This window comes from Actinosynnema sp. NPDC050801 (genome assembly GCF_040673975.1).
Lineage (GTDB): Bacteria > Actinomycetota > Actinomycetes > Mycobacteriales > Pseudonocardiaceae > Actinosynnema.
The window spans coordinates 31389-54865 of sequence record NZ_JBFAQZ010000019.1 but is presented as its reverse complement, the minus strand read 5'-3'; the positions used below and the strand labels follow the sequence as shown (position 1 = coordinate 54865).

The 23477-nt window shown below is 70.7% G+C and carries 23 protein-coding genes; 8 read left to right on the top strand and 15 right to left on the bottom strand.

Annotated features, from left to right (window positions below):
- Positions 1-2: 2 nt before the first annotated feature.
- Both AB0K14_RS31700 and rpsA read right to left on the bottom strand, forming a co-directional pair.
- The gene (locus tag AB0K14_RS31700) at positions 3-611 is read right to left on the bottom strand and encodes a hypothetical protein (RefSeq protein ID WP_360457328.1); all 609 of its coding nucleotides are present in this window, start codon (positions 609-611) and stop codon (positions 3-5) included.
- A 139-nt stretch (positions 612-750) separates the two neighbouring features.
- Positions 751-2250 carry a 30S ribosomal protein S1 gene (rpsA, locus tag AB0K14_RS31695; protein WP_360457325.1) on the bottom strand — a complete coding sequence of 500 codons (1500 nt, stop codon included), beginning with the start codon at positions 2248-2250 and terminating at the stop codon, positions 751-753.
- A 192-nt stretch (positions 2251-2442) separates the two neighbouring features.
- Between rpsA and AB0K14_RS31690 the strand changes: the two genes are divergently transcribed.
- The 4 genes from AB0K14_RS31690 (at position 2443) to AB0K14_RS31675 (ending at position 7515) form a co-directional block, all read left to right on the top strand.
- A complete protein-coding gene (locus AB0K14_RS31690; RefSeq protein WP_360457322.1) occupies positions 2443-3282 on the top strand; it encodes a class I SAM-dependent methyltransferase in 840 nt (279 codons plus the stop codon).
- Between the two features lie 120 nt (positions 3283-3402).
- Positions 3403-4326 carry a GNAT family N-acetyltransferase gene (locus AB0K14_RS31685; RefSeq protein ID WP_360457319.1) on the top strand — a complete coding sequence of 308 codons (924 nt, stop codon included), beginning with the start codon at positions 3403-3405 and terminating at the stop codon, positions 4324-4326.
- 703 nt (positions 4327-5029) lie between these two features.
- Positions 5030-6925: a YhgE/Pip domain-containing protein gene (locus AB0K14_RS31680; protein WP_360457524.1), complete on the top strand. Its 1896-nt coding sequence runs from the start codon at positions 5030-5032 to the stop codon at positions 6923-6925.
- Positions 6922-7515: a TetR/AcrR family transcriptional regulator gene (locus tag AB0K14_RS31675; RefSeq protein ID WP_360457316.1), complete on the top strand. Its 594-nt coding sequence runs from the start codon at positions 6922-6924 to the stop codon at positions 7513-7515. The genes AB0K14_RS31680 and AB0K14_RS31675 overlap by 4 nt, the downstream gene beginning before the upstream one ends.
- A 63-nt stretch (positions 7516-7578) precedes the next feature.
- Here AB0K14_RS31675 and AB0K14_RS31670 read toward each other — a convergent pair whose 3' ends face one another.
- The 5 genes from AB0K14_RS31670 to AB0K14_RS31650 form a co-directional block, all read right to left on the bottom strand.
- Positions 7579-8172: a hypothetical protein gene (locus tag AB0K14_RS31670; RefSeq protein ID WP_360457314.1), complete on the bottom strand. Its 594-nt coding sequence runs from the start codon at positions 8170-8172 to the stop codon at positions 7579-7581.
- Positions 8169-8765, bottom strand: coding sequence for an AAA family ATPase (locus AB0K14_RS31665; RefSeq protein WP_360457311.1), 597 nt, complete (start codon positions 8763-8765; stop codon positions 8169-8171). The genes AB0K14_RS31670 and AB0K14_RS31665 overlap by 4 nt, the downstream gene beginning before the upstream one ends.
- Positions 8766-8774: 9 nt before the next feature.
- Positions 8775-10067 (bottom strand): Gfo/Idh/MocA family oxidoreductase, encoded by a 1293-nt coding sequence (locus AB0K14_RS31660; protein ID WP_360457308.1) that lies wholly within the window; start codon positions 10065-10067, stop codon positions 8775-8777.
- A 115-nt stretch (positions 10068-10182) separates the two neighbouring features.
- Positions 10183-11493: a hypothetical protein gene (locus AB0K14_RS31655; protein WP_364339589.1), complete on the bottom strand. Its 1311-nt coding sequence runs from the start codon at positions 11491-11493 to the stop codon at positions 10183-10185.
- Between the two features lie 5 nt (positions 11494-11498).
- A complete protein-coding gene (locus tag AB0K14_RS31650; RefSeq protein ID WP_360457302.1) occupies positions 11499-12002 on the bottom strand; it encodes a GNAT family N-acetyltransferase in 504 nt (167 codons plus the stop codon).
- Between the two features lie 77 nt (positions 12003-12079).
- Here AB0K14_RS31650 and AB0K14_RS31645 point away from each other — a divergent pair, with 77 nt between their 5' ends.
- Positions 12080-12535 (top strand): helix-turn-helix domain-containing protein, encoded by a 456-nt coding sequence (locus AB0K14_RS31645; protein WP_360457299.1) that lies wholly within the window; start codon positions 12080-12082, stop codon positions 12533-12535.
- Here AB0K14_RS31645 and AB0K14_RS31640 read toward each other — a convergent pair.
- The gene (locus AB0K14_RS31640; RefSeq protein ID WP_360457296.1) at positions 12524-12973 is read right to left on the bottom strand and encodes a hypothetical protein; all 450 of its coding nucleotides are present in this window, start codon (positions 12971-12973) and stop codon (positions 12524-12526) included. The genes AB0K14_RS31645 and AB0K14_RS31640 overlap by 12 nt on opposite strands.
- A 301-nt stretch (positions 12974-13274) precedes the next feature.
- Between AB0K14_RS31640 and AB0K14_RS31635 the strand changes: the two genes are divergently transcribed.
- Positions 13275-13640 carry a hypothetical protein gene (locus AB0K14_RS31635; protein ID WP_360457294.1) on the top strand — a complete coding sequence of 122 codons (366 nt, stop codon included), beginning with the start codon at positions 13275-13277 and terminating at the stop codon, positions 13638-13640.
- 16 nt (positions 13641-13656) lie between these two features.
- Here AB0K14_RS31635 and polA read toward each other — a convergent pair whose 3' ends face one another.
- Entirely contained in the window at positions 13657-16332 is a 2676-nt protein-coding gene (gene polA / locus AB0K14_RS31630) for a DNA polymerase I (RefSeq protein ID WP_360457291.1), read from the bottom strand.
- Positions 16333-16383: 51 nt separating this feature from the next.
- On the opposite strand from polA, the gene AB0K14_RS31625 reads away from it, so the two are divergent.
- Together AB0K14_RS31625 and AB0K14_RS31620 are read left to right on the top strand one after the other, a co-directional pair.
- Positions 16384-16836, top strand: a complete 453-nt coding sequence (locus tag AB0K14_RS31625; protein WP_360457288.1) for a hotdog fold thioesterase — start codon at positions 16384-16386, stop codon at positions 16834-16836.
- 85 nt (positions 16837-16921) lie between these two features.
- Positions 16922-17482 (top strand): DUF4352 domain-containing protein, encoded by a 561-nt coding sequence (locus AB0K14_RS31620; protein ID WP_360457285.1) that lies wholly within the window; start codon positions 16922-16924, stop codon positions 17480-17482.
- A 28-nt stretch (positions 17483-17510) separates the two neighbouring features.
- Here AB0K14_RS31620 and AB0K14_RS31615 read toward each other — a convergent pair whose 3' ends face one another.
- The 6 genes from AB0K14_RS31615 to AB0K14_RS31590 form a co-directional block, all read right to left on the bottom strand.
- Positions 17511-18215, bottom strand: a complete 705-nt coding sequence (locus AB0K14_RS31615; RefSeq protein WP_360457282.1) for an ABC transporter ATP-binding protein — start codon at positions 18213-18215, stop codon at positions 17511-17513.
- Positions 18205-18945 carry an ABC transporter ATP-binding protein gene (locus tag AB0K14_RS31610; RefSeq protein ID WP_360457521.1) on the bottom strand — a complete coding sequence of 247 codons (741 nt, stop codon included), beginning with the start codon at positions 18943-18945 and terminating at the stop codon, positions 18205-18207. The genes AB0K14_RS31615 and AB0K14_RS31610 overlap by 11 nt, the downstream gene beginning before the upstream one ends.
- 32 nt (positions 18946-18977) lie before the next feature.
- Positions 18978-20144 (bottom strand): branched-chain amino acid ABC transporter permease, encoded by a 1167-nt coding sequence (locus AB0K14_RS31605; protein WP_360457279.1) that lies wholly within the window; start codon positions 20142-20144, stop codon positions 18978-18980.
- Positions 20141-21103, bottom strand: a complete 963-nt coding sequence (locus tag AB0K14_RS31600; RefSeq protein WP_360457276.1) for a branched-chain amino acid ABC transporter permease — start codon at positions 21101-21103, stop codon at positions 20141-20143. Before AB0K14_RS31600 ends, AB0K14_RS31605 begins: the two co-directional genes overlap by 4 nt.
- Positions 21104-21229: 126 nt before the next feature.
- Entirely contained in the window at positions 21230-22405 is a 1176-nt protein-coding gene (locus tag AB0K14_RS31595) for a branched-chain amino acid ABC transporter substrate-binding protein (protein WP_360457273.1), read from the bottom strand.
- A 278-nt stretch (positions 22406-22683) separates the two neighbouring features.
- Positions 22684-23289 (bottom strand): response regulator, encoded by a 606-nt coding sequence (locus AB0K14_RS31590; RefSeq protein ID WP_053718528.1) that lies wholly within the window; start codon positions 23287-23289, stop codon positions 22684-22686.
- Positions 23290-23477 lie beyond the last annotated feature (188 nt).

Sequence of the window (23477 nt, the reverse complement as noted above, 5' to 3'; positions counted from 1 at the left end):
CCTCAGGCGCCCTCGATGGGCGTCATCGACTGCTGGGCCAGCGCCGCGAGGAAGCCGCCGATCGCGTCGTCCGGCAGCACACCGGCCTTCGCGCGGACCACGTACGTGGTCTTGCCCAGCGAACCCATGACCAACCGCTCGTCCTTGGTGCTGACGAACTGGCCCTTCTTCTTGCCCACGTCGACCTCGGCCACCGTGGCGCCCTCCTGGCGTTCGAGGGTCACGCTCTCGGCGACCCGGCCGGTGGCCGTCGGCTCGTCGGCGTAGGTGGCCAACCCGATGACGACGGGTGCGTTGGCGATGGGCTGGCGCTCCGGCACCGCGTAGTAGCAGTCGATCTTGCCGGTGCGGCCGAGCGACGGCTCGGGGATGCCGATGATGGTCTTCAGCTCACCCGGCAGCTCGCGCCCGAGGCGCTGGTGGAACACCTCGACCGGGACGACCAGCTCGCAGTCGTCCGGGATCGGGCGGTCCACCATCTGCGGGACGCGGCTGATCGTGGTGGGCGGCAGGATCGTCGGGATCGCGGGCTGTGCCACCGGCCCCTGCTGCACGGCGGCGCAGCCCGCGCACAAGAGCACCACCATCGCCGCCAACACCGTCGTCCGCATGCTCATAGCATTCTCAACTTAGCGCACGACAACGCCTACGAACCCCCGAAGGAGTGAACGACGATCGCCCCCCGCCCGAGGTGGGCGAGGGGCGATCGGTCGTTCAGTCAGCCGGCGAGGATCCGCCGACCGGTGCTGCTCAGGCGCCGCCCGACAGCTTCTCGCGCAACGCGGCCAGCTGCTCGTCGCTGGCCAGGGTGCCGCCGGCCTGAGCCGGGGCGCCCGTGCTGCTGGACGTCGCGGTCGCGGCCGGGGCCTCGCCACCGGAGGAGTAGTTCGTCTCCCCCGCAGCCTCTTCCTCGGCCGCGGCGGCCTTGGCGACCTGCTTCATGTGGGCCTCGTAGCGCGTGTGGGCCTCGGCGTACTGCCGCTCCCACTCCTCGCGCTGCTTGTCGAAGCCTTCCTGCCACTCCTGGGTCTCCGGGTCGAAGCCCTCGGGGTAGATGTAGTTCCCCTGGTCGTCGTACTCGGCGGCCATGCCGTACTGGGTCGGGTCGAACTCGGAGTCGACCGTGAAGCCCTCGTTGGCCTGCTTGAGCGACAGCGAGATGCGGCGGCGGTCCAGGTCGATGTCGATGACCTTGACCATGACGTCGTCGCCGACCTGCACGACCTGCTCCGGGATCTCGACGTGGCGCTCGGCCAGCTCGGAGATGTGGACCAGGCCCTCGATGCCCTCGTCCACCCGGACGAACGCGCCGAACGGAACCAGCTTGGTGACCTTGCCCGGCACGATCTGGCCGATCGCGTGGGTGCGGGCGAACTGGCGCCACGGGTCTTCCTGCGTCGCCTTGAGCGACAGCGACACGCGCTCGCGCTCCATGTCGACGTCCAGGACCTCGACCGTGACCTCCTGGCCGACCTCGACGACCTCGGAGGGGTGGTCGATGTGCTTCCAGGACAGCTCCGAGACGTGCACCAGGCCGTCCACGCCACCCAGGTCCACGAAGGCACCGAAGTTGACGATGGAGGACACGACGCCCTTGCGGACCTGGCCCTTCTGCAGCTGGTTGAGGAACTCGCTGCGGACCTCGGACTGGGTCTGCTCCAGCCACGCGCGGCGGGACAGGACCACGTTGTTGCGGTTCTTGTCCAGCTCGATGATCTTCGCTTCGAGCTCGCGGCCGACGTAGGGCTGGAGGTCGCGGACGCGACGCATCTCGACGAGGGAGGCGGGGAGGAAGCCGCGCAGGCCGATGTCCAGGATGAGGCCGCCCTTGACGACCTCGATGACCGTGCCCTTGACGGGCTCGTCCTTCTCCTTGAGCGCCTCGATGGTGCCCCAGGCGCGCTCGTACTGAGCACGCTTCTTGGAGAGGATCAGCCGACCTTCCTTGTCCTCCTTCTGGAGAACAAGCGCCTCGACCTCGTCACCAACCTTGACGACCTCGTTGGGGTCGACGTCGTGCTTGATCGACAACTCGCGCGAGGGGATGACGCCCTCGGTCTTGTAGCCGATGTCGAGCAGGACCTCGTCCCGGTCGACCTTGACGATGGTGCCCTCGACGATATCGCCGTCGTTGAAGTACTTGATCGTCTTGTCGATAGCAGCGAGGAAGTCCTCCTCCGTCCCGATATCGTTGATGGCGACCTGCTTCGGCGCAGCGGCAACCGGGACAGTGGTGGTGTCGGTGGACATTAGGTAGGTGGCTCCGGTACGGATTGGGGTTGGTGGCCTGCGGGTTCAACGCTACGCGGAGGGCACGCCCCACCGAGAAGACCGACTCACCAGGAGATCAGGCGATCGAGGACAACGCGAACCCACTACGCGGGCGATATCGTACGCGGCGCGACGTCCGCCGGGCAAACCGGCACCCTTGAATGGAGCAGTGTGTCCGACCAGCACGCGAGCGCCGAACGAGCGCTCGGCACCACCGGCATCGCCAAGCGGGGCGTCGACGCGGCCGAGTCCCGCGCGGCCAACCGGATGTGGTGGGACGCCGACGCCGACGACTACCACGCCGAGCACGGCGACTTCCTGGGCGCGGCGGACTTCGTGTGGTGCCCCGAGGGCGTCCGCGAGCAGGAGGCCGGCTACCTCGGTGACGTGCGCGGACGCCGGGTGCTGGAGGTCGGCTGCGGCTCCGCGCCGTGCGCCCGGTGGCTGACCTCGCGCGGCGCGCACGCGGTGGCGTTCGACATCTCGGCCGGGATGCTGCGGCACGCGGCGGTGGCGAACGCGGCGACCGGGGTGGCCGTGCCGCTGGTGCAGGCCAGCGCCGACCAGCTGCCGTTCGCCTCGGGCAGCTTCGACGCGGCCTGCTCGGCGTTCGGCGGAGTGCCGTTCGTGGCCGACGTGGGCGAGGTCTTCGACGAGGTGGCACGGGTGCTGCGGCCGGGCGCGCCGTGGGTCTTCTCGGTGACTCACCCGATCCGGTGGATCTTCCCGGACGACCCGGGTCCCGGCGGGCTGACCGTCACGCAGTCGTACTTCGACCGCACCCCGTACGTGGAGGTCGACGACTCCGGCCGGGCGACGTACGTGGAGCACCACCGCACCACCGGTGACTACGTGCGCGCGCTCGTGGGCGCGGGCCTGGAGCTGCTGGACGTGGTGGAGCCGGAGTGGCCCGCCGGGCACACCCGCACGTGGGGGCAGTGGAGCCCGCTGCGCGGCCGGCTGTTCCCCGGCACCGCGATCTTCCGCACCCGCAAGCCGCCGCGGCCCTGATCAGCCCGGCGGACGCCGTGCGGGCCCGCACCACCGGCACGACCGCCCGGGACCCGAATCACCGGGACGCCGCCCGCGCGTCCGCCGGGATCACCCGGGGAGCTGAGTAGCCTGCCTGGCATGACCGTCGGTCAAGGGCTGATGGAGGCGCAGAACGCGCGCTTCGCGAGCGTCGACCCGCTGCTGCCCGCGGTGGTCGCACCGCCGGACGGCGACGTCATCACCGCCGCGCTGCCGGACGGCACCAGGGTCGCGGGCGTGCTCCAGCGCCAGGTGCACGACCGGCGCTCGCCCGCCCGGCTCTGGTCGGCCACCGAGGTGTGGGAGCTGACCCCGCTGCTGGGTGCCACGGGCGCGGCGGGCATGGACGCGCTGCTGCGCGCGTGGCGCAAGCGGCTCGACCTGCTGGCGCCGGCCGAGCGGGACTCGGCGTGCGTGCTGACCTGGCCGAGCCGGGACGCGGAGGCGACCAGGGCGATGCTGGACCACGGGCTGGTGCCGCTGACCGTGATCGCCGTGCGGCAGGCCCCTCCCCCGCCGGTGACGGACGCGGTGACGATCCGCCGGGCCACGCCCGCGGACCTGGAGACGGTGCTCGCGCTCGCGCTGGCCGAGCTGCGCTACTCGTCCATGGTGGGTTCGACGGTGCACCGGCCGGACGCGGCGGAGCTCAAGCGGCGGACGTTGGCCGAGCGGCTGGCGAGCGGCGGCCCGGCGTGGCTGGCCGAGCGGGACGGCATCGCGGTCGCGCTGGCCGAGTGCGCGGTGGTGACGTCGGAGCCGGGCAACTGGACCTCGACCAGGCTGCCGCACGGCCGCTGGGGTTACGTGAACTGCGTGTCGGTGCTGCCGGGTGCCCGCGGCACCGGGGTGGGCCGCCGGCTGATGGCGCACGCGCACCGGGAGCTGCACCGGTTGGGCACGGTCGGCACCTACCTGTACTACAACCCGCCGAACCCGCTCTCCTCGGTGTTCTGGCCGCGCCAGGGTTATCGTCCACTGTGGACGATGTGGGAGGTCCGACCCGCCGGGGCGCTGCGCTAGGCGTCACACCGCGTCAGGTTGCGGGGCGGCCGCACGCGGACCACTATTTGAACTGACCAGTCAGTTCAAAAGGAGGTCCGCAGTGCAGATCCACGCCCGGCGCGTCGGCGTCGACGGACCGCACGGCCCGCTGCTGAAGCCCACGTCGCTGCGGGTCGGACCGGGCGAGCTGGTGCTGGTGGCCGGTGATCCGGGCACCGGGCACACCGCGCTGGGCCTGGTGCTGTCCGGCCGGATGCGCCCGAGCACCGGCGAGGTCTCCCCCTCGGCCGCCGAGCTGCGCGAGCACGTCGTGCTGGTCGACTCACCCGACGTCAGCGAGCCCGAGGGGTCGCTGACCCTGGCCGGCGTGGTGGGCGAGGAACTGGCCCTCAACGGTGCCCGCAGCGGGCGCAGGGCGGTGGCCGACTGGCTGGTCGAGCGTGGCGCGGACGAGCACCTGGACCGCCGGTTCGAGCAGGTGCCCGCCGCCACCCGGTGCGCGCTGATGCTGGAGCTGGCCGCGGGCCGCCCCGGCGCTCGTGCTGGACAGCCCCGACCGCTACCACGGCGACCCGGAGGGGTGGGTGGAGCTGGCACGCCGGCACGTGACGCCCGACCGGTCGGTCGTCGCCCTGTGCACCACGACCAGCGCCGCCGTGCTCGACATCCCCGTCGCGCGGATCGGCGAGGACAACACCAGCGAAGACAGCGAGGAGTCCGAGTGACCGCCGTCCGGATCGCCCGCAACGAGCTGCGCCGGATCACCTCCGGCACGCTGCCCAGGCTCGCGGTGCTGGCGCTGACGCTGGTGCCGCTGCTCTACGCGGCGCTGTACCTGTACGCCAACAAAGACCCGTACGCGCACCTCAACCAGGTGCCCGCCGCGCTGGTCGTGGAGGACAGGGGCGCGACCGCGAGCGACGGCACGCAGCTGGACGCGGGCCACGACGTGGCCGAGGAGCTGGTCGACGGCGACAAGTTCGACTGGCACCGGGTCGACGCGGCCGGAGCCGAGGAGGGCGTGCGCAACGGGACCTACACGTTCGCGCTGACCCTGCCAGAGGACTTCTCCCGGTCCCTGCTGTCGACCGGCGACTTCACCCCGAGGCAGGGCGTCATCGTGCTGACCACGAACGACGCGAACAACTACCTCGGCTCCACCATCGCCAACCAGGTCGTGGCCGAGGTGCGCCGGTCGGTGTCGGTGCGGGTGGGCGCGGAGGCCGCGGACCGGTTGCTGCTCGGCTTCTCCACGATCCGGCAGAAGACCGCCGAGGCCGCCGACGGCGCGACGAAGCTCGCCACCGGCCAGCAGGACGCCCACACCGGGGCGCGGCAGCTCGCCGACGGCGCCGGGCCGCTGGCCGACGGCGCGGCGCAGGTCTCGTCCGGCCTCACCCGGCTGCGCGACTCGACCGCGGGCCTGCCGGCGCAGTCGCAGCAGCTGGCGTCCGGGGCCGAGCAGGTGGCCGACGGCAACGAGACCGCCGCCAGGACCGCCGAGGACTACGCCGCCAAGGCGCAGGGCCTGGTCGACCGGCTGAACGCGGCGAACGGCGAGCTGGCCACCCGGCTGCGCGCCCTCGGGCTCCCCGAGGAGGACGTCCAGCGCGTGCTCGGCGCCGTGGGCGAGGTCCGCAGGCCCGTGGACGACGCCAACGCCAAGGTCCAGGGCACGGCCGGGCAGCTGCGCACGCTCGCGGACGGCGCGAAGCAGGTCTCCGACGGCGCGGCGCGCCTGGCCGCGAGCACACCGGCGTTGACCGACGCCATCACCCGGCTCGACGACGGCGCGGCGCAGGTCTCGTCCGGCGCGGCGCAGGTGCGCGACGGCGCGGGCCGGCTGCGTGACGGGGAGGCGCAGCTGGTGGACGGCGCGAACCAGCTGCGCGACGGGCTGGCCGCCGGTGTCTCGCAGATCCCGAACCCCGACGACCCGACTCGCGAGTCGACCGCGCGGACCATCGGCGACCCGGTGAACGTGCGCGGGGTGAGCCAGACGTCCGCGGGCAGCTACGGCGCGGGCCTGGCGCCGTTCTTCCTCGGGCTGGCCACCTGGATCGGCGCGTTCGTGCTGTTCCTGCTGCTCAAGCCGCTGTCCCGACGCGGGCTCGCGGCCGGCCGGTCGCCGCTGCGGGTGGCGTTGGGCGGGTGGCTGCCCGGTGCGCTGCTCGGCGCGGCGCAGGTCGTGGTGATGTACGCGGCGGTCACGCTGGTGGTGGGCATCCGGCCGTCGCACCCGCTGGGCGCGCTGGCGTTCCTGCTGCTGGTGTCGGCGACGTTCGTGGCCGTGCTGCACGCGTTGAACGCCCTGTTCGGCGCGGTCGGCAAGTTCATCGGCCTGGTGCTGCTGATCCTGCAGCTGGTCAGCGCGGGCGGCACGTTCCCGTGGCAGACCATCCCGGTGCCGCTGTACCCGCTGCACTACGGGCTGCCCATGGGCTACGCCGTCGACGGCCTGCGGCACCTCATGTACGGCGGGTCGCTGGGCGGCGTCGGCCGGGACGCGCTGATCCTGGTCGGCTACCTGGCCGCGGGCCTTGCCTTGGCGACGCTCGCCGCGTACAAGCAGCGGGTGTGGACACCCACCCGTCTGAAACCGGAACTGGTGCTGTGACCGGCGCGCGCCCCGGCCGCACCGCCGCGACCAAGCAGAAGCTGTTCGACGCCGCGCTGCGGCTCGTCGGCGAGCGGGGCGCGGCGAGCGTGACGGTGGACGAGATCGCCGCCGAGGCCGGCGTGGCGAAGGGCACCGTCTACTACAACTTCGCCAGCAAGGACGCGCTGGTCGACGCGCTGCTGCGGCACGGGGTCGACCTGCTGGCCGCGCGGTTGAAGGCGGCCGAGGAGCAGGACGGGACGGCGTCGGCGATGGCGTCGCTGGTGGACGGGATGCTCGGGTTCTTCGCCGAGTACCCGGCGTTCGGGCAGTTGCTGGTCTCGGAGCTGTGGCGCACGCCCGGCCAGTGGCACGACACGTTGAGCCTGCTGCGCGACGACATCGTGTCGATCGTGCGCGGCCAGATGCAGCGGCTCTCCGACGCGGGCCGGCTGCCCGACGGCGTGCAGGTCGGCACGGCGTCGGCGGCGTTGTTCGGCACGCTGCTGGTGATCGCGCTGGACTGGCAGGTCTTCCAGCCCGAACGCAGCCTCGCCGAGGTGCGCGAGTCGGTGTTGTCTCTGGTCCGGGGCCTGCGGCCGGGTTAGGCCCCGGCTCGGGGTCGATCGACGGGACCACGTGCGGCACGGCCGGCGCGAGACCCCGAGTCGCTAGTGCCGCATCACCCAGGTGTCGATCTCGCCCACCTGGTGCACCGACGGCGGCCGGTTGTCCAGGGCGCGGTGGACGGCTTCGAGGACACCGACCGACGCCTCCTCGTGGCTGAGCCAGCGGGTGCCGGCGCCGTGCCGGACGAAGCCCAGCACCACCTGCTGCGTCGGGTGGCCCGGCAGGGCCGGGTCCGGCACGCCGCGCACCGCGTGGATCGCGCCGCTGTCGTGCACCTCGACCACCGGGGCGTGCGGTGCGAGCAGGGGCGCGACGGCGCCCAGCACGTCGTCCCGGTAACTCGCGTGCACCCACGCCACGAGCAGGTCGGCCGGCCGGTCCACCACCTCGCGGACCCGGTCGGCCAGCTCCGCCGGTCTGGCCCAGTCCGCCGCCACCGCGACCTTGGACCCCTCGACGCCGCTCAGGTGCGGCACGTGGCCGCGGCCGCGCAGGGCCGCCCTGGCCGCACTGCCCAGCACGCCCTCGGGCCGCCGACTGGGCAGCACCACCTGCCACCCCTGCGCCAACAGCTCGTCCGCGCACCCCTTCAACATCCCGGTGCCGCCCAGCACCAACGCCGTCCGCCCGCTCATCGCACCGACTCCTCACCGCGCTCCGCGGCCCGTCGCAACGGGCCGGACCGCCATTGGTCGACCTCACGCTGCCCGCGCAGCCGCACCACCGCGAGTCGATCCGCGTGCTCGCCCCGGAGCACCTCGCGGATCCGCTCGCCGGTGCGGGCGTGCGACTTCCACGCCCACCGCAACAGGTGCTCCGGATCGGTGAACACCGTGCGCAGGGGCGGTTCGACGTTGCCGTTCCACAGCTCCTGGCGGCGGATCCGGCGCACCGCGGTGCGCACCGTCACCCGGCGCATCACCACGTGCCGCGGGTGGTCCAACCAGAGCAACGTGTCGGCGTGCTCCAGCAGCACCGGCCGCACCAGGCTGTACTGCCACTCCGTGGCCCACGCGTCACCCTTGACCAACCGCCGCACGTCGGCCTCGAACTCCGACCTCGCGGTCCACTGTGGACCGTGGAACAGCGAGTCCATCTCCACATAGGACAGGCCGAGCGTCCGTGCGACGAGACTGGCCAGGGTCGATTTCCCGGAGCCGGACGTGCCGGCCACGAGCACCCGGCGCGGCGGGTGCGGCAACTCGTCGGCTGGTCCCAGGAGCGGCACCGCGCCAGGCTACCGCCAACCGGGGTCGAGCAACTCCGCCACGCGCACCGGTCCTCCGGTCTCCGTGCTGCGGTTCGCGGCGAACCCCGTGAGCAGGGACAACGCGCCGTCGCGGTGCGTGGCCCGACGCCCGAGCGGGTCGTCCTGGCCGGGCGCCCCGTAGAGCACGTCGGTCATCCGCCGATCGGCCCCACCGTGCCCCGCGCCACCGGACTCCACCGGGATCTCCGCCGCGCGCCCGAACAGCGGTTGCACGGTCAGCCGGACCCCGCCCTCCTCGGGGTTGGCCTCCCGGCCGTGCACCGCGGGCTGCTGCCCGCTGACCCAGCCGTTCTCCACGACCTCCAGCTCCAACCTGCCGCGGCTGCCGTTGACCATCAGCCGGTAGCCCTCCCATGGCGAGTAGGCCGTGAGGTGGTAGGTCAGGTTCGCGCCGCCGGCGTACCGTACGAGCACCGACATGTCGTCCTCAATGGACACACCGGGCGCGAACGGATTCCGGTCGCGGTGGTAGCCGTCCTCGTGCTCGGCGTCGAGGTAGAGCCGGCGCAGCCAGGCGTCGCGCTCCAGGTGCAGCGCGAACGGGTCGTCCCGCGCCTGGGGCGAGCCGTGCACCCGGTCGTAGGGCCGGTGGTGGCCGTGGCGCTTGCCGTTCTCGTCGCCGTAGAAGAACAGCCGGCCGTGCGCGTAGACGACCTCGGGCACCGAGCCGACCCACCAGTTCAGCAGGTCGAAGTGGTGGGTGGCCTTGTGCACCAGGAGGCCGCCGGAGTTGGCCTTGTCGCGGTGCCAGCGGCGGAAGTAGTCGGCGCCGTGGCGGACGTCGAGCAGCCACTCGAAGTGCACCGAGCCGATCTCGCCGACCGCGCCGCCGGCCAGCAGCTCGCGGACCTTCTCGTGCACCGGGTTGTACCGGTAGTTGAACGTGACGGCGACCTTGCCGTCGTTGCGCTCCACCGCGTCGAAGACCTTGCCGACGCCGGCGGGGTCGACCGTCATCGGCTTCTCGGTGACGACGTCGCAGCCCGCGTCCAGCGCCTCCACGATGTAGGTGTCGTGGTGGCGGTCGACCGTGCAGACCACGACGACGTCGACCCGCTCGACCTCGATCATGCGGAGGAAGTCCTCGGCGGCGTAGGTCGGGACGGGCCGGTCGAGGCGCTCGTTGTGCACGGCCATCCGGGTGGGGTTGACGTCGCAGAACGCCACCAGCTCGCCCTGGTCGGCGTGCTCGACGATCGCGTCGACGTGCAACTCCGCCCGCGCGCCGGTGCCGACGACCGCGTAACGCCTGCGTGCCATGCCCAACCCTCCTGGTAAGCGTTTTCCACACGCTAGCCCGGCACGACCGCACACCGTCAAGGACGGTTCCCACCCGATGGGCGGCGACGCCGGACCGGCCGCGGGAAACCCCCGCCTAGCAGGCCGGGAAGAGGCGGCGGGTGTTGCCGGGCACGGTGTGGGCGGTGGGGTCGCTGAACCGGCAGCCGTAGTCCGGCGCGGCCACCACCGCCGGGTCGTCCACCCGGTCCCCGGCGGGCCGGCGACCGGTGTCGACCCAGGTCACCAGGTCGTCCCAGGCGGCGCCGACTTCGTTCGGGCTGAACTCGCAGTGGTCGACCGCGCGGATCGCCCGCTGCACGAGCAGGTCGCCCCTGCCGTTGCGCCGGACGTCGCGCTGGTAGACCTGCTCCATCGAGAACGGCACGAACAGGTCGCCCAGGCCGTGCAGCGACAGCACCGGCGCGGTCGGGCGCCCGACGATGCGCGGCACCTCGGTCAGCTTCGGCGTGAGGCGGGCCCTCAGGTTCTCCGGCAGCACGCGCTGGACGGCGCGGTTGACGTCGACCGGCGCGTTCGGCTCGTACCGGGTCAGGGCGTTGGTGGCGACCTGGCCCGGGTCGGCGGCCAGGCCCTCGCCGGACGCCGACGCCGCGAGCGCGACCAGGAAGTCCTTCCAGAACGTGAACGCGGGCGCCGCGCCGGGCCGCGGGCCGCCGCTGCGGTTGGTGACGATGGCGGCGAACTGCGCGCCGCGCTCGTTCGGGACGCCGGTCAGGCCGAGCTCCGCCTGGATGCGCGGCACGACCGCGGTCAGGTAGTCCTTCGGCACGGGCCAGGCGCGGATGCCGCTGAGGGCCTGCGCGGTGAGGTTGTAGTCGACGAGGAAGTCGAACAGCTCCTGGTCGCCGAGCACACCGCACAGCGGCAGGGCGCCCCGGTAGAAGCCGGGGAACTGCTCCAGCGACCGGCCGATGACGTGGCCGCCCATGGAGACGCCGATGACGAAGGTGTCCCGGGGCTTGCCGACGAGCCGGTGGAAGTGCTTCGCCAGGCCGTGGGTGCCGAGCACGCCCGCCTTCACGTCGTAGGCGTTGGCGTAGTAGCTCGACGCGGCCCAGGCGAAGCCCTGGTCGAGGAGCTTCTGGCGCAGGCCGTAGGCGGGCGGGTCGACGGTGAGCACGGTGGTCGCGCCGCGGTAGCCGTGCGCCCACATGGCGAGGCGGCCGTTCCAGCGCGGCGGGACCTCGATGGTGTAGGCCGCGTGCTCGTGCACGCCCTGGAGCACCCGTGACGGTTCGCCGCCCACCTGTGCGGGTGGCAGCGGCGGGTTGTCGATGGTGTACCCGGGTAGCGGCTGGTCACCGGGCGGTGTGGCCGCCACGGCCGGTGGTGCCAGCAGGACCAGGACGAGCGCCAACCCGAAGATCCGTCGCATGTCGCCCATTCTGCTCACCACCGGAGGTCCGCCACCAGCTCCTCGTGGGTCAACTCGAAGGTCAACGGGTAGCTCACCCGGATGACGTCGTCCTCGTCGCGGGTCAGCCGCGCGCCGGGGAAGACGCGGGCGACCAGGCGCAGCATCGGCTGGTTCTCCCCCAGGACGTCGCCGTGCAGCTCGGTGTAGCGCAGGTCGGTGGCGAGCCGACCGAGTGCGGCCACGAGCTTGGTGCCCACGCCCTTGCGCTGCCACGGGTCGACCACGGCGAGCGCGATCTCGGCGGTGGCCTCGCCGGTGGCGATCAGGCGGGCGATGCCGATCGGCTCGCGGTGGCACACCGCCACGACGGCGGCCTTGCGGTGGCCGTCCAGGTCGGTGAGGCGGCGGCGCATGGCCGCGGTGAGGCGCGGCACGGGCGCGTGGAAGCGCAGGTAGCGGCTGCGCGGGGACAGGCCCTGGAAGACGGCGTCGACGGCGTTGCCCGCCTCGGCGGCGTGCAGTTCACGGACTTTCATGGCGGGCGCCCCTTGAGTTCGGATTCCGAACCCTAGCTGGATCCGTTTTTCGAACGCAAGGGGTATCGTCAGTGGGCATGGCCCACGTGAAGGTTGCCGACGAGCTGTGCACCGTGTCGCTGCCCGCCGCCCTGCTGGGTGAGCGGTGGACGTTGCTGCTGCTGCGGCAAGCGTTCCTGGGCACGCGGCGGTTCGAGGACTTCCAGACCGCGATGGACATCTCGCGCAGCGTGCTGACCGAGCGCCTGGGCACGCTGGTCGAGGAGGGCATCCTCCGCCGCGAGGCCTACAAGGACGTGCGGACGCGGTACGAGTACCGGCTGACCGAGAAGGGCCTGGACCTCTACCCGGTGCTGGTCGCCCTGCGGAAGTGGGGCGACCGCTGGATGTCCCCCGACGAGGGGCCGTCGTTCGACCTGCACCACCGCACCTGCGGCGGGGACATCGGGGTGCACGTGTCGTGCGAGGGGTGCGGCGACGTGCTGACCGCGCGGGACGTGCGCGTCACGCCGCTGCGCGACTCACCCGCGTGAGCGCAGGAACCGCTCCACGGCCGAGACCACGAAGATCAACCCGAGCAGCACCGCGAACATGACGAAGTAGACGGTGTGCTCCTGGAGCTCGACGCGGTCGGCCGCCCACACGTCCATGGCGGTGAACAGGGTGAACCACGCCAGCCAGCCGACCACGGCCGCGGCGAGCCACCGGGTGCTCCGCCGCAGCACGGCGGCGACGGCGACCAGGCCCAGCGCCAGCTCGACCAGCTTGGCCAACCAGATCACCGGCATGACCCAGTCGGCGCCGAGCTCCAGGGTGGCGTCCAGGTACCGGCCGACCTGCTGCTGGCGGTCCTTCCAGCCCAGGGGGAGCTCGGCGAAGTTCAGCACGCCGAACAGGGCGAGGAACACGCCGATCGGGAGGAACATCCGCGACCACGCGGCCCCACCGTCCAGCACCGGCCTGTCGACCATCGTCGCCCCCCGTCGTCACGAGGAATCCTCACCCGGCGGCGACCGGAGAGAAGTACGGGTACCCGCAGCCGTGACGACGGCCGACCGTCCCCGGCGGTGACGCCCGCAGTGGGTAACGGACCGGAAAAGCGTCACCACTCGTGTGCGTTACCGTCATTTCCCACCTCTTTCCGGTGATTGTCGCATGCCACCGGACAACGGAGTGACACTCTAACCGGGCATTGCTGACACGGAAATTTGACTCCTATATTCGGAAGGACTCGGCGTAATAGCCGACATCCCCCGACGAGGAGAAAAACCGATGATGAGAATGACCAAGGTGCTGGCGGTGACGGCACTCGGGATCGCGCTCGCGCTCGGCCCGGCGGTCGGCGCGCTCGCCGCACCCGCCACGCCGACGGACGCCGCGGTCACCGCCTCGGAGGCCCCGCGGCAGCAGGTCCTCGGCGGCGTGAACCTCTGGGAGTTCTGCCGCAAGCTGGGTCACCGCGACGTCACCAACCAGCCCCCGAACAACGTCTGGTCCTGGTACTGCGTCCGGCAGGACGGCAGCCTGGAGGACATCAACATGTACGCCGCCTGCCAGTGGCAGTACAACAAACAATGGGCGAAGCCCGCTTACTGGGACGAGGCGGACGAGTACAGCTGGTACTGCTACCTCGACTGACGGACGAACGGAATTCTCAGTGGGCGGCGGCGTCCCAGGAACGGCCGACGCCCACTGAGACCTCCATCGCCACCGACAATTCGTACGCACCGCCCATTTCCGCGCGCACCAGGGCCTCCACCTGCTCCCGCTCGCCCTCGGCGATCTCCAGCACCAGTTCGTCGTGCACCTGCAGGAGCATCCGCGACCGCAGGCCCGACTCCTCCAGCGCCCGGAACACGCCGAGCATCGCGACCTTGATGATGTCCGCCGCGCTGCCCTGGATCGGCGCGTTCAACGCCATCCGCTCGGCCATCTCCCGGCGCTGCCGGTTGTCGCTGGTGAGGTCGGGCAGGTAGCGCCGGCGACCGAGGATCGTCTCGGTGTAGCCCTTCTTCCGCGCGTCCTCGACCACGGCGTGCAGGTAGTCGCGCACCCCGCCGAACCGGGCGAAGTACGCCTCCTTCTGCTCCCGCGCCTCGGCCGCCGAGATCCGCAGCTGCTGCGCCAGCCCGTACTCCGACAGCCCGTAGGCCAACCCGTAGGACATGGCCTTCACCCGGCGGCGCTGCTCGCCGGTGACCTCCGAGGTCGGCACGGAGAACGCGCGCGACGCGACGAACGTGTGCAGGTCCTCACCGCTGCGGAACGCCTCGATCAGGCCCGCGTCCTCGGACAGGTGCGCCATGATCCGCATCTCGATCTGGCTGTAGTCCGCGGTCATCAGCTCGGCGTAGCCCGGTCCGACCACGAACGCCTCGCGGATCCGCCTGCCCTCGTCGGTGCGGATCGGGATGTTCTGCAGGTTCGGGTCGGTGGACGACAGCCGCCCGGTCGCCGCGATCGTCTGGTGGAACGTGGTGTGGATCCGGCCGTCGTCGGCGACCGACTTGAGCAGCCCGTCGACGGTCGACTTCAGCCTGGTCACGTCCCGGTGCGCGAGCAGGTGCTGCAGGAACGGGTGCTGGGTCGACTCGAACAGGTTCTGCAACGCGTCCGCGTCGGTGGTGTACCCGGTCTTGGTCTTCTTCGTCTTCGGCATCTGCAGCTCGTCGAACAGCACCGTCTGCAGCTGCTTGGGCGAGCCGAGGTTGATCTCCTTGCCGATCACCGAGTACGCGTCCTGCGCGGCCTGCTTCACGCCCGCCGCGAAGTGCGCCTCCAGCGCCGCCAGGTGCTCGGCGTCGATCGCGATGCCGACCGCCTCCACCTCGTCCAGCACCATCATCAGCGGCAGCTCCAGGGTCGCCAGCAGCGATTCCTGACCGGTGTCGACCAGCTCCGCGTCCAGCGCGTCGGCCAGCTCCGCCACCGCGAACGCGCGCACGATCGCGGCCTGCGCGGTCTTCTGGCGCTCCTCGTCCTCGTCGGCCAGCAGCGACAGCTGCCCGTCGTCGGGCTCCTCGGCCCGCAGCTCGCGCTTGAGGTAGCGCAGCGCCAGGTCGTCCAGCGCGAACGAGCGCTGGCCTGGCCGCACCAGGTAGGCGGCCAGCGCCGTGTCGCTGTTCACGCCGCGCAGCCGCCAGCCGCGCGCCCGCAGCCGGCGCAGCGGCAGCTTCAGGTCGTGCGCCGCCTTGGTCACCGACTCGTCGGCCAGCCACGCGGCCAGCGCGTTCTCGTCGGCCTCGGTCAGGGAGGCGACCTCGACGTACCCGCCCTCGCCGCCGACCGCGGCCAGCGCCAGGCCCTCCAGGTCCTCACCGGAGGTGCGGAACGCGATGCCGACCCGGCCGGAGCGCGCGTGCGCGTCGAGCCACGACGCCACCTCGCCGACACCCACCGCGCCGCCGCTGACCGTGAAGCCCTCCTCGGCCTCCGGCTCGGCCGTGGGCAGGGTGGCGAACAGCCGGTCCCGCAGCACCCGGAACTCCAGCTCGTCGAACAGCCGGTGCACCGCGTCGCGGTCCCACGGCCTGGCCTCCAGCTCCGCTGGCCCCACGGGCAGCTCCACGTCCCGCACCAGCTCGGTGAGCTGCCGGTTCAGCATGATGTTGGCCAGGTTGGCCCGCAGCGCGTCGCCCACCTTGCCGGGCACCTCGTCGACGTGGTCGATGAGCCCGTTCAGCGAGCCGAACTGGGTGAGCAGCTTCACGATCGTCTTCGGGCCGACGCCAGGGGTGTTCGGCAGGTTGTCCGACGAGTCGCCGCGCACCGCCGCGTAGTCGGCGTACAGCTCGGGCGGCACGCCCTGCTTCTCCAGCACCAGCTCGGGGGTGTAGCGGGCCATCTCGGAGACGCCCTTGACCGGGTACAACACCGTCACCTTGTCGGTGACCAGCTGCAACGCGTCGCGGTCGCCGGTGCAGATCAGCACCTCGAAGCCCAGCGCCGTGGCCTGCGTGGTGAGGGTGGCGATCAGGTCGTCGGCCTCGAAGTTGGCCTTGGACAGCGTGGGGATGGACAGCGTACCCAGCACGTCCTCGATGAGGCTGACCTGGCCGCGGAACTCGTCCGGTGTCTCGCTGCGACCGGCCTTGTACGCCGCGTAGGCCTCGGTGCGGAAGGTCTTGCGCGAGACGTCGAACGCCACCGCGACGTGCGTGGGCTTCTCGTCGCGCAGCAGGTTGATGAGCATCGACGTGAAGCCGTAGACCGCGTTGGTGGTCTGGCCCGTGCCCGTCTGGAAGTTCTCCTTGGGCAGCGCGAAGAAGGCGCGGTAGGCCATGGAGTGGCCGTCGACCAGCAGCAGGCGGGAGGCTTCTGAAGTGCTCACGCGCCGAGTCTAGGGTGGGGGTCCGACAGTTCTGCACCGACTGGAGCAACCGTGACGCCAGCACCCGAGGACATCCCAGGCGCCGACCAGGCCGTCGCGCACGAACAGCTGACCTCGAAGCTCGGCATCGAGATCACCCGATGGGATGCCGATCGGCTGGTCGGCACGATGCCGGTGAAGGGCAACCGGCAGCCGTACGGGCTGCTGCACGGCGGCGCGAACGCGGTGCTGGCGGAGACGCTCGGCTCGGTCGCGGCGGCCATGCACGCGGCGCCGGAGCGGCTGGCCGTGGGGCTGGAGCTGTCCTGCACGCACCACCGGGGCGTCGCGGAGGGCATCGTCACGGGGGTGTGCACGCCGATCCACCGCGGTCGCAGCACCGCCACCTACGAGATCGTGATCACCGACGAGCAGGGGCGGCGCGCCTGCACCGCCCGGCTGACCTGCTTCCTCAAGGACGTCCGGAAGGACGACGCCCCGGCCGAAGACCCACCGAAGGCGTGAAGGTGCGGTCCGGTCCCACCGGGTGTGCAATTCAGGGTGTGCAATTCAGGGTGTGCGATCCAGGGGGAGAACCGACGAGTCGGAGGTGGGCGTGCGGCGTCTGGTGGCGGTGACGGCCGCGGTGCTGGTGGCGGCCGGGTGCGGGGACGCGCCGGTCGTGGCGGGTCCCGAGACGACGGCCTCGCCGGCGGCGACCTACCCGGTGCCGCCGCAGACCGTGCGGCCGGACGAGAAGCCGCTCAAGATACCCACCACCGCGGACGGCGACACGGCGTTCACGCTGGTCGGGCTCACCACGGAGATCCCGACGCTGATCGGCAGCCACGCCGAGTTCCACGCCAAGGGCCAGTTCGTGCGGATCCGGATGAGCGTGGTCAACAACGGCCGCAGCAGCGTGTCGTTCGCCGCGCGCCGGCACGTGCTGGTGGACGACCACGAGGTCGAGCACACGACGGACAGCCAGGCCATGACGATCAAGCGGCAGCCGGAGACGATCGACCTCGGCGCGAACGTGCGCCTGGAGTACGACGTCTACTACGACCTGCCCAAGGACGCCAAGCCGCTGGCCCTGCGCGTGTACGGCGGGCCGACGCTGACCGACCTGAAGGACGAGTCGAGCACCGAGATCCCGCTGGCCCAGCCGTAGCCGGGCCGGCGGGATCCCGGGTGGACGGTCAGTGACCGCCGAGGTACGCCGCGCGCACCTGGGGGTCGTCCAGCAGCTCCGGTCCGGGCGCGCTCTTCACGACCCGGCCCGTCTCCAGCACGTACGCGCGGTGGGAGAGCTTCAGCGCCTGCTGCGCGTTCTGCTCGACCAGCAGCACGGTCGTGCCGCGCTTGTTGATCTCCTTGATGATCTCGAAGATCTGCGCGATGAGCATGGGCGCGAGGCCCATCGACGGCTCGTCCAGCAGGAGCACCTTCGGCTTGGTCATCAACGCCCGGCCGATGGCGATCATCTGCTGCTCGCCGCCGGACATGGTGCCGCCGAACTGGTTCTTGCGCTCCGCCAGCCGCGGGAACAGCTCGTAGACCTCGGCCAGGTCGGCGTCCAGCGCGTCCTTGCGGGTGTAGGCGCCCATCAGCAGGTTCTCCTGCACCGTCATGCCGGGGAACACGCCGCGGCCTTCCGGTGACTGGCCGATGCCCGCCATGACCCGCTTGTGGCCGGGCATCTTGGAGATGTCCTCGCCGTTGAACAGCACCTGCCCGCTGGTCAGCGGGCGCAACCCGGAGATGGTCTTCAGCGTGGTCGTCTTGCCCGCGCCGTTGGCGCCGATGAGCGAGACGATCTCACCGTCCTCCACCTGCAGGCTGATGCCCTTGATCGCGGCGATCTTGCCGTAGTGGACGTGGATGTCCTTGATCTCAAGAAGCATCTTCGGACACCCCCAGGTACGCCTCGATGACCTTCGGGTTGTTCTGCACCTCTTGCGGGAGCCCTTCTGCGATCAGCTGGCCGAAGTCCAGCACCGCCACCCGGTCGCTGACGCCCATGACCAGGCTCATGTCGTGCTCGATCAGCAGGACGGTCCGGCCGCTGTCGCGGATCTTGCGGATGAGCGCCTGCAGCGACTCCTTCTCGGCCGGGTTCATGCCCGCCGCGGGCTCGTCGAGGAGCAGCAGCTTCGGGTCCGTGGCCAGCGCGCGGGCGATCTCCAGCCGCCGCTGGTCGCCGTAGGGCAGGTTCTTCGCGGTCTCGCTCATCCGGCCGGGGATGCCGACGAAGTCCAGCAGCTCCCGGGCCAGCTCGCGGCCGCGCTTCTCCTCCTTGCGGTGCCAGGGCAGGTTGAGCGTGGCGCCGACCGCACCGGTCTTGTGGTGCGCGTCCGCGCCGACCATCACGTTCTCCAGCGCCGACATGTTGTGGAACAGCCGGATGTTCTGGAACGTGCGGGCGATGCCCAGCTTGGTGATCTTGAACCGCTTGTCGCCGTCGATCCGCGCGCCGTTGAACAGCACCTGGCCCTCGGTGGGCTGGTAGACGCCGGTGACCACGTTGAACACCGTGGTCTTGCCCGCGCCGTTGGGGCCGATCAGGGCGAAGATCTCGCCCGGGGCGATGCTGAGCTTCGCCTCGCGCAGGGCGACCACGCCGCCGAAGCGCATGGTCACGTTGTCCAGTTGCAGGACGGGAGTGCTCACTTGGCCGCCTCCGTCGTCGAGACATCGGTGTCCGGACCCGGGACCTCGGCGCCCATGGTGCCCATGCCGCCGGTGCCCTCGTGCAACTCGGCCTTGCGCCGCCGTGAGGGCAGCAGGCCCTCCGGCCGCAGCGCCATCATCAGCACCAGCACGCCGCCGAACAGCAGGATGCGGTACTCGGCCGGGTCCTTGCCGCCGAGCGCGGCCTTGAGCCAGTCGACCTCGCGGAACCGCTCGGGCAGCCAGGCGATGACGAACGCGCCCAGCATCACGCCGGGCAGGTTGCCCGAGCCGCCGAGCACGACCGCGGCGAGGATGGTCGCGGACAGGATGAACGGGAACGTGTTCGGCTCGATGAACACGGCCTTGCCCGCGTAGATGCCGCCGGCCAGGCCGCCGATCGTGGCGCCGATGGCGAACGCGAGCAGCTTGAACTTGAACGTCGGCACGCCCATCAGCTCGGCCGCGTCCTCGTCCTCGCGGATCGCCGCCCACGCGCGGCCGACCCGGCTCTTCTGCAGCCGCACCGAGAAGATGATGACCAGCACGATGGCGATCAGCATCAGGTAGTAGTACGGCGCGGGCAGGAGCGCGAACTCGACCACACCGGGGATGTCCGGCGGGTGCGGCACGTTGGTGATGCCGCGCGCGCCGCCGATCTCGTCGGTGTTGTTCGCGGTGATGCGGACGATCTCACCGAAGCCGAGCGTGACGATCGCCAGGTAGTCGCCGCGCAGGCGCAGCGTCGGCGCGCCGAGGATGACGCCGGAGACGGCGGCCAGCAGGATGCCGAACACCACGGTCGCCCAGTAGTTCCAGCCGTACTGGGTGGCGAAGTAGGCCACCGAGTAGCCGCCGATCGCGAAGAACGCGACGAAACCGAGGTCGAGCAGACCCGCCTGGCCGACCACGACGTTCAGGCCGATGGCCAGCAGCATGTAGGTGCCGATCGGGTAGATCAGCACCGTGGTCCAGTCCGAACCGGGCGACATGAACTCGCCGATCACCGGCGCGGGCAGGATGAGCGCGAACACGATCGCGCCGAGGTACACGAGGTACCGCTGCCACACCTTGGCGTGTTCCCACCAGTCGCGGGCGCCGTCGAACAGGGCGCCCAGGCGCCTCAACGGATTCGCGTTGCCAGTCACTCCGTTGCCTTTCATGCGCGGGCCTTCTGCAGGGATTCGCCCAGGATGCCGGTGGGCCGGAACATCAGCACGACCACCAGCACGGTGAACGCGATCACGTCCTTCCACTCCGAACCCAGGAAGATCGCGCCCCAGTTCTCGATGAGACCGAGCACGATACCGCCGAGGAGGGCGCCGCGAAGGTTGCCGATACCGCCGAGCACGGCGGCGGTGAACGCCTTGATGCCGAGCACGAAACCGACGTTGAAAACTGTGTTCTCGAACTCCATCAGGTACAGCGCGCCGGCGACGCCCGCCATCGCGCCGCCGAGCAGGAACGTGATCCGCACGATGTTGTCGATGCTGACACCCATGAGGACCGCCGCCTCGGGGTCCTGCGCGGTGGCGCGGATGCCGCGACCGATCTTGGTCTTGTTCACCAGGCGGTCCAGCGCGATCATCATGATGACCGCGGCGACCACCACGATGATGTGGTCGGTGCGGATGGCCGCGTTGCCGATGGTGAACACGGTGTCGCGGTCGACGATGCGGGGCGCGGACTGCTGGTTGCGACCGGGCTTGCCGGTCAACCAGGGGATGATGACCAGCGCGAACAGCTCTTGCAGGAACAGCGACGCGCCGATCGCGGAGATCAGCGCGGTGAGCCGGGTGGCGCCCTTCCTGCGCAGCGGCCGGTAGGCCACCAGCTCCAGCAGGACCGCGGCGCCGCCGGAGATCGCGGCGGAGAGCACGATGATCAACAACATCACGCCGAACAGCGCGATCCCGGTCAGCGGCGACGCGGGCGCGATCGCGGTGATCACCACGAGCGACGTGAACGTGCCGATCATGAAGATCTCGGAGTGCGCGAAGTTGATCAGACGCAGCACGCCGTAGACCATCGTGTAGCCGAGGGCGACGAGCGCGTAGATGGAGCCGAACACCAGTCCGCCCACCGTGCTGGGTAGGAACTGGTTGAGGAAATCATCAAGCATGACAGGTTTGCCTCACGAGACGGGCGGGGAGAGAAACTTCGCCATAGTGGTGGGGAGCGGGAGCAGTCGTTCCCACGACGCTCCCGCTCCCCAGCGCGCTAGCTTGCTTGCCTGATCCTGGTCGGATCAGCCCTCCAGCTTCGCTTCCTCCGCCGGACCGAGCAGCTTGAGAACCCCGCCCTTGACCTGGTAGACGAAGATCGCGTTGTTCTCCGGCTCGCCGTTCGCCTTGAACTTGATCGGCTTGGAGATACCCTCGAACTCGATCGTCTTCAGGTAGGCGTTGATCTTCTCGCCGGTGGTGTTGCCCGCCTCGACGGCCTTGATGAAGGCGGTGGCGGCGTCGTAACCCTCGGTCGCGTAGATCGCCGGGTCGGTGTTGGCGCTCTTCTTGTAGTTGTCCGCGAACGTCTTCAGCTCACCGGTGGCCTCACCGAACGGGATCTTGCACGGGCAGGCGAGGACGGCGCCCTCGGCGGCCTCGGTACCCGCGCCGGTCACCAGCTGCTGGTCGAGCGAGCCGTCACCGGAGGCGAACGTGGCCTTCACGCCACCGTCGCGCAGCTGCTTGAGCAGGCGGCCGGCCTGCGCGTAGTAGCCACCGAAGACGATCACGTCCGGGTTGGACGCGGCGACCTTCGTGACGGTGGACGAGTAGTCCGACGCGTCCTTGGCGAACTTGTCGCGCTCGACCGTGACGCCCGAGCCCTCGAACGACTTGGCGACGGCGTCGGCCAGGCCGACGCTGTACTCCTGGTCGTCGGACAGGACGAACGCCTTCTTCGGGCTCTTGGCCTTGACCAGGAAGTCGGCGATGCCGGGGCCCTGGTCGTCGTCGTTGGCCACGACGCGGTGCCAGTAGGTCCAGTTGTTCTTCGCCAGACCGGGGTTAGTGGCGGACGGCGAGACGCTGGGGATCTTGCTCTCCTCCAGCTGGCCGCCGATGGCCTTGGACTCACCGGAGAACGCCGGACCGATCAGGCCGACGATCTTGTCCTGGGTGACCGCCTTCGTGATCAGCGAGGTCGCCTGGTCCGGCTTGCCCTGGCTGTCGTACGGCACCAGCTCGATCTTGACCTTGGGGTTCTTGGCGTTGTACTCCTCGACCGCCATCACGGCCCCGTTCCGGGGCGGGATCACGATCGCCGAGTTCTCACCGGTGAGGTCACCCATGAACCCGATCTTGACCGACGTGACGTCGCCACCCGCGTCGCCACCGCCGCCGCCTCCAGCGCAAGCCGCGAGCACCAGCGACGAAGCCGCCGCCAGCGCCAGAACTCGGCCGAGTCGTGCTCCTGACACCGGAATACCTCCCATGACACCAACCATCCCGCCGGTAGGCGGAGCCCTCACACGAGGGCGTGGGTTAGGGCAGGAACGTAGCTTCAGTTGAGTTCGCTGAACAGGTGGTCTTACTGCTCTGTGTCCACATCGTGACGGTAGTCACCGGGAAATGCCCTGCGGTTAAGAAGCTTAAATCCAGCTCAAATCGCCGCAGGTCACAACGCCAATGCGGGCAGTAACCGAGAATGACCCGGCCGACTGTCCGATACTCGAACGTGTATCACTCGCGGGGATACTCACCCGAAGTTTTCGATGACGGCTTCGGCCACGGCCTTCATGGTCGTGCGCCGGTCCATCGCGGTGCGCTGCACCCAGCGGAATGCCTCGGGCTCCGACAGACCCTGCTTGGTCATCAGCAATCCCTTGGCGCGTTCGACGACCTTGCGCGTCTCCAGCCGCTCGGTCAGCCCCGCGACCTCGTTCTCCAGCGCCTGCAACTCCGCGAACCGGCTCATCGCCAACTCGATCGCGGGCACCAGGTCGCGCTTGGCGAACGGCTTGACCAGGTAGGCCATCGCGCCCGCGTCCCGCGCGCGCTCCACCAGGTCGCGCTGGCTGAACGCGGTGAGGATGACGACCGGCGCGATGCGCTTGCCCGCGATCACCGACGCGGCCTCGATGCCGTCGACCTTTGGCATCTTCACGTCCATGATGACCAGGTCTGGCCGCAACTCGGTGGCCAGCGTGACCGCCTCGTCGCCGTCGGCGGCCTGACCGGCCACCTCGTACCCCTCTTCGCGCAGCATCTCGACCAGGTCGAGTCGGATGAGGGCTTCGTCCTCGGCCACGAGCACGCGCCGGGGCGCGACCTCGGGCTGGGCCTCGGCAGCCTGATGGGTCACCGGGGTCCTCCTGACACTCTGACGGCGGCTCGACGCGGTCGCGTCGGACGAAACCGCAGTCTACCGGCGTGCCCGGCCACGCCCGCTCGGTCGGGCCGTGATCACGGCCACCGGCGCCGACTTGGTCGGCTCGGACGGATCCGCTCGGCCGAACGCCACGGGTCGACACCACCCCTGGCGGGCGTCCC

What these genes read in the sequence shown, in the direction of transcription:
- AB0K14_RS31700 (WP_360457328.1), bottom strand. Translation starts at nt 611, where the DNA reads ATGCGGACGACGGTGTTGGCGGCGATGGTGGTGCTCTTGTGCGCGGGC.
- rpsA (WP_360457325.1), bottom strand. Translation starts at nt 2,250, where the DNA reads ATGTCCACCGACACCACCACTGTCCCGGTTGCCGCTGCGCCGAAGCAG.
- AB0K14_RS31685 (WP_360457319.1), top strand. Translation starts at nt 3,403, where the DNA reads ATGACCGTCGGTCAAGGGCTGATGGAGGCGCAGAACGCGCGCTTCGCG.
- AB0K14_RS31670 (WP_360457314.1), bottom strand. Translation starts at nt 8,172, where the DNA reads ATGAGCGGGCGGACGGCGTTGGTGCTGGGCGGCACCGGGATGTTGAAG.
- AB0K14_RS31660 (WP_360457308.1), bottom strand. Translation starts at nt 10,067, where the DNA reads ATGGCACGCAGGCGTTACGCGGTCGTCGGCACCGGCGCGCGGGCGGAG.
- AB0K14_RS31655 (WP_364339589.1), bottom strand. Translation starts at nt 11,493, where the DNA reads ATGGGCGACATGCGACGGATCTTCGGGTTGGCGCTCGTCCTGGTCCTG.
- AB0K14_RS31650 (WP_360457302.1), bottom strand. Translation starts at nt 12,002, where the DNA reads ATGAAAGTCCGTGAACTGCACGCCGCCGAGGCGGGCAACGCCGTCGAC.
- AB0K14_RS31645 (WP_360457299.1), top strand. Translation starts at nt 12,080, where the DNA reads ATGGCCCACGTGAAGGTTGCCGACGAGCTGTGCACCGTGTCGCTGCCC.
- AB0K14_RS31640 (WP_360457296.1), bottom strand. Translation starts at nt 12,973, where the DNA reads ATGGTCGACAGGCCGGTGCTGGACGGTGGGGCCGCGTGGTCGCGGATG.
- AB0K14_RS31635 (WP_360457294.1), top strand. Translation starts at nt 13,275, where the DNA reads ATGATGAGAATGACCAAGGTGCTGGCGGTGACGGCACTCGGGATCGCG.
- AB0K14_RS31615 (WP_360457282.1), bottom strand. Translation starts at nt 18,215, where the DNA reads ATGCTTCTTGAGATCAAGGACATCCACGTCCACTACGGCAAGATCGCC.
- AB0K14_RS31610 (WP_360457521.1), bottom strand. Translation starts at nt 18,945, where the DNA reads ATGCGCTTCGGCGGCGTGGTCGCCCTGCGCGAGGCGAAGCTCAGCATC.
- AB0K14_RS31605 (WP_360457279.1), bottom strand. Translation starts at nt 20,144, where the DNA reads ATGAAAGGCAACGGAGTGACTGGCAACGCGAATCCGTTGAGGCGCCTG.
- AB0K14_RS31600 (WP_360457276.1), bottom strand. Translation starts at nt 21,103, where the DNA reads ATGCTTGATGATTTCCTCAACCAGTTCCTACCCAGCACGGTGGGCGGA.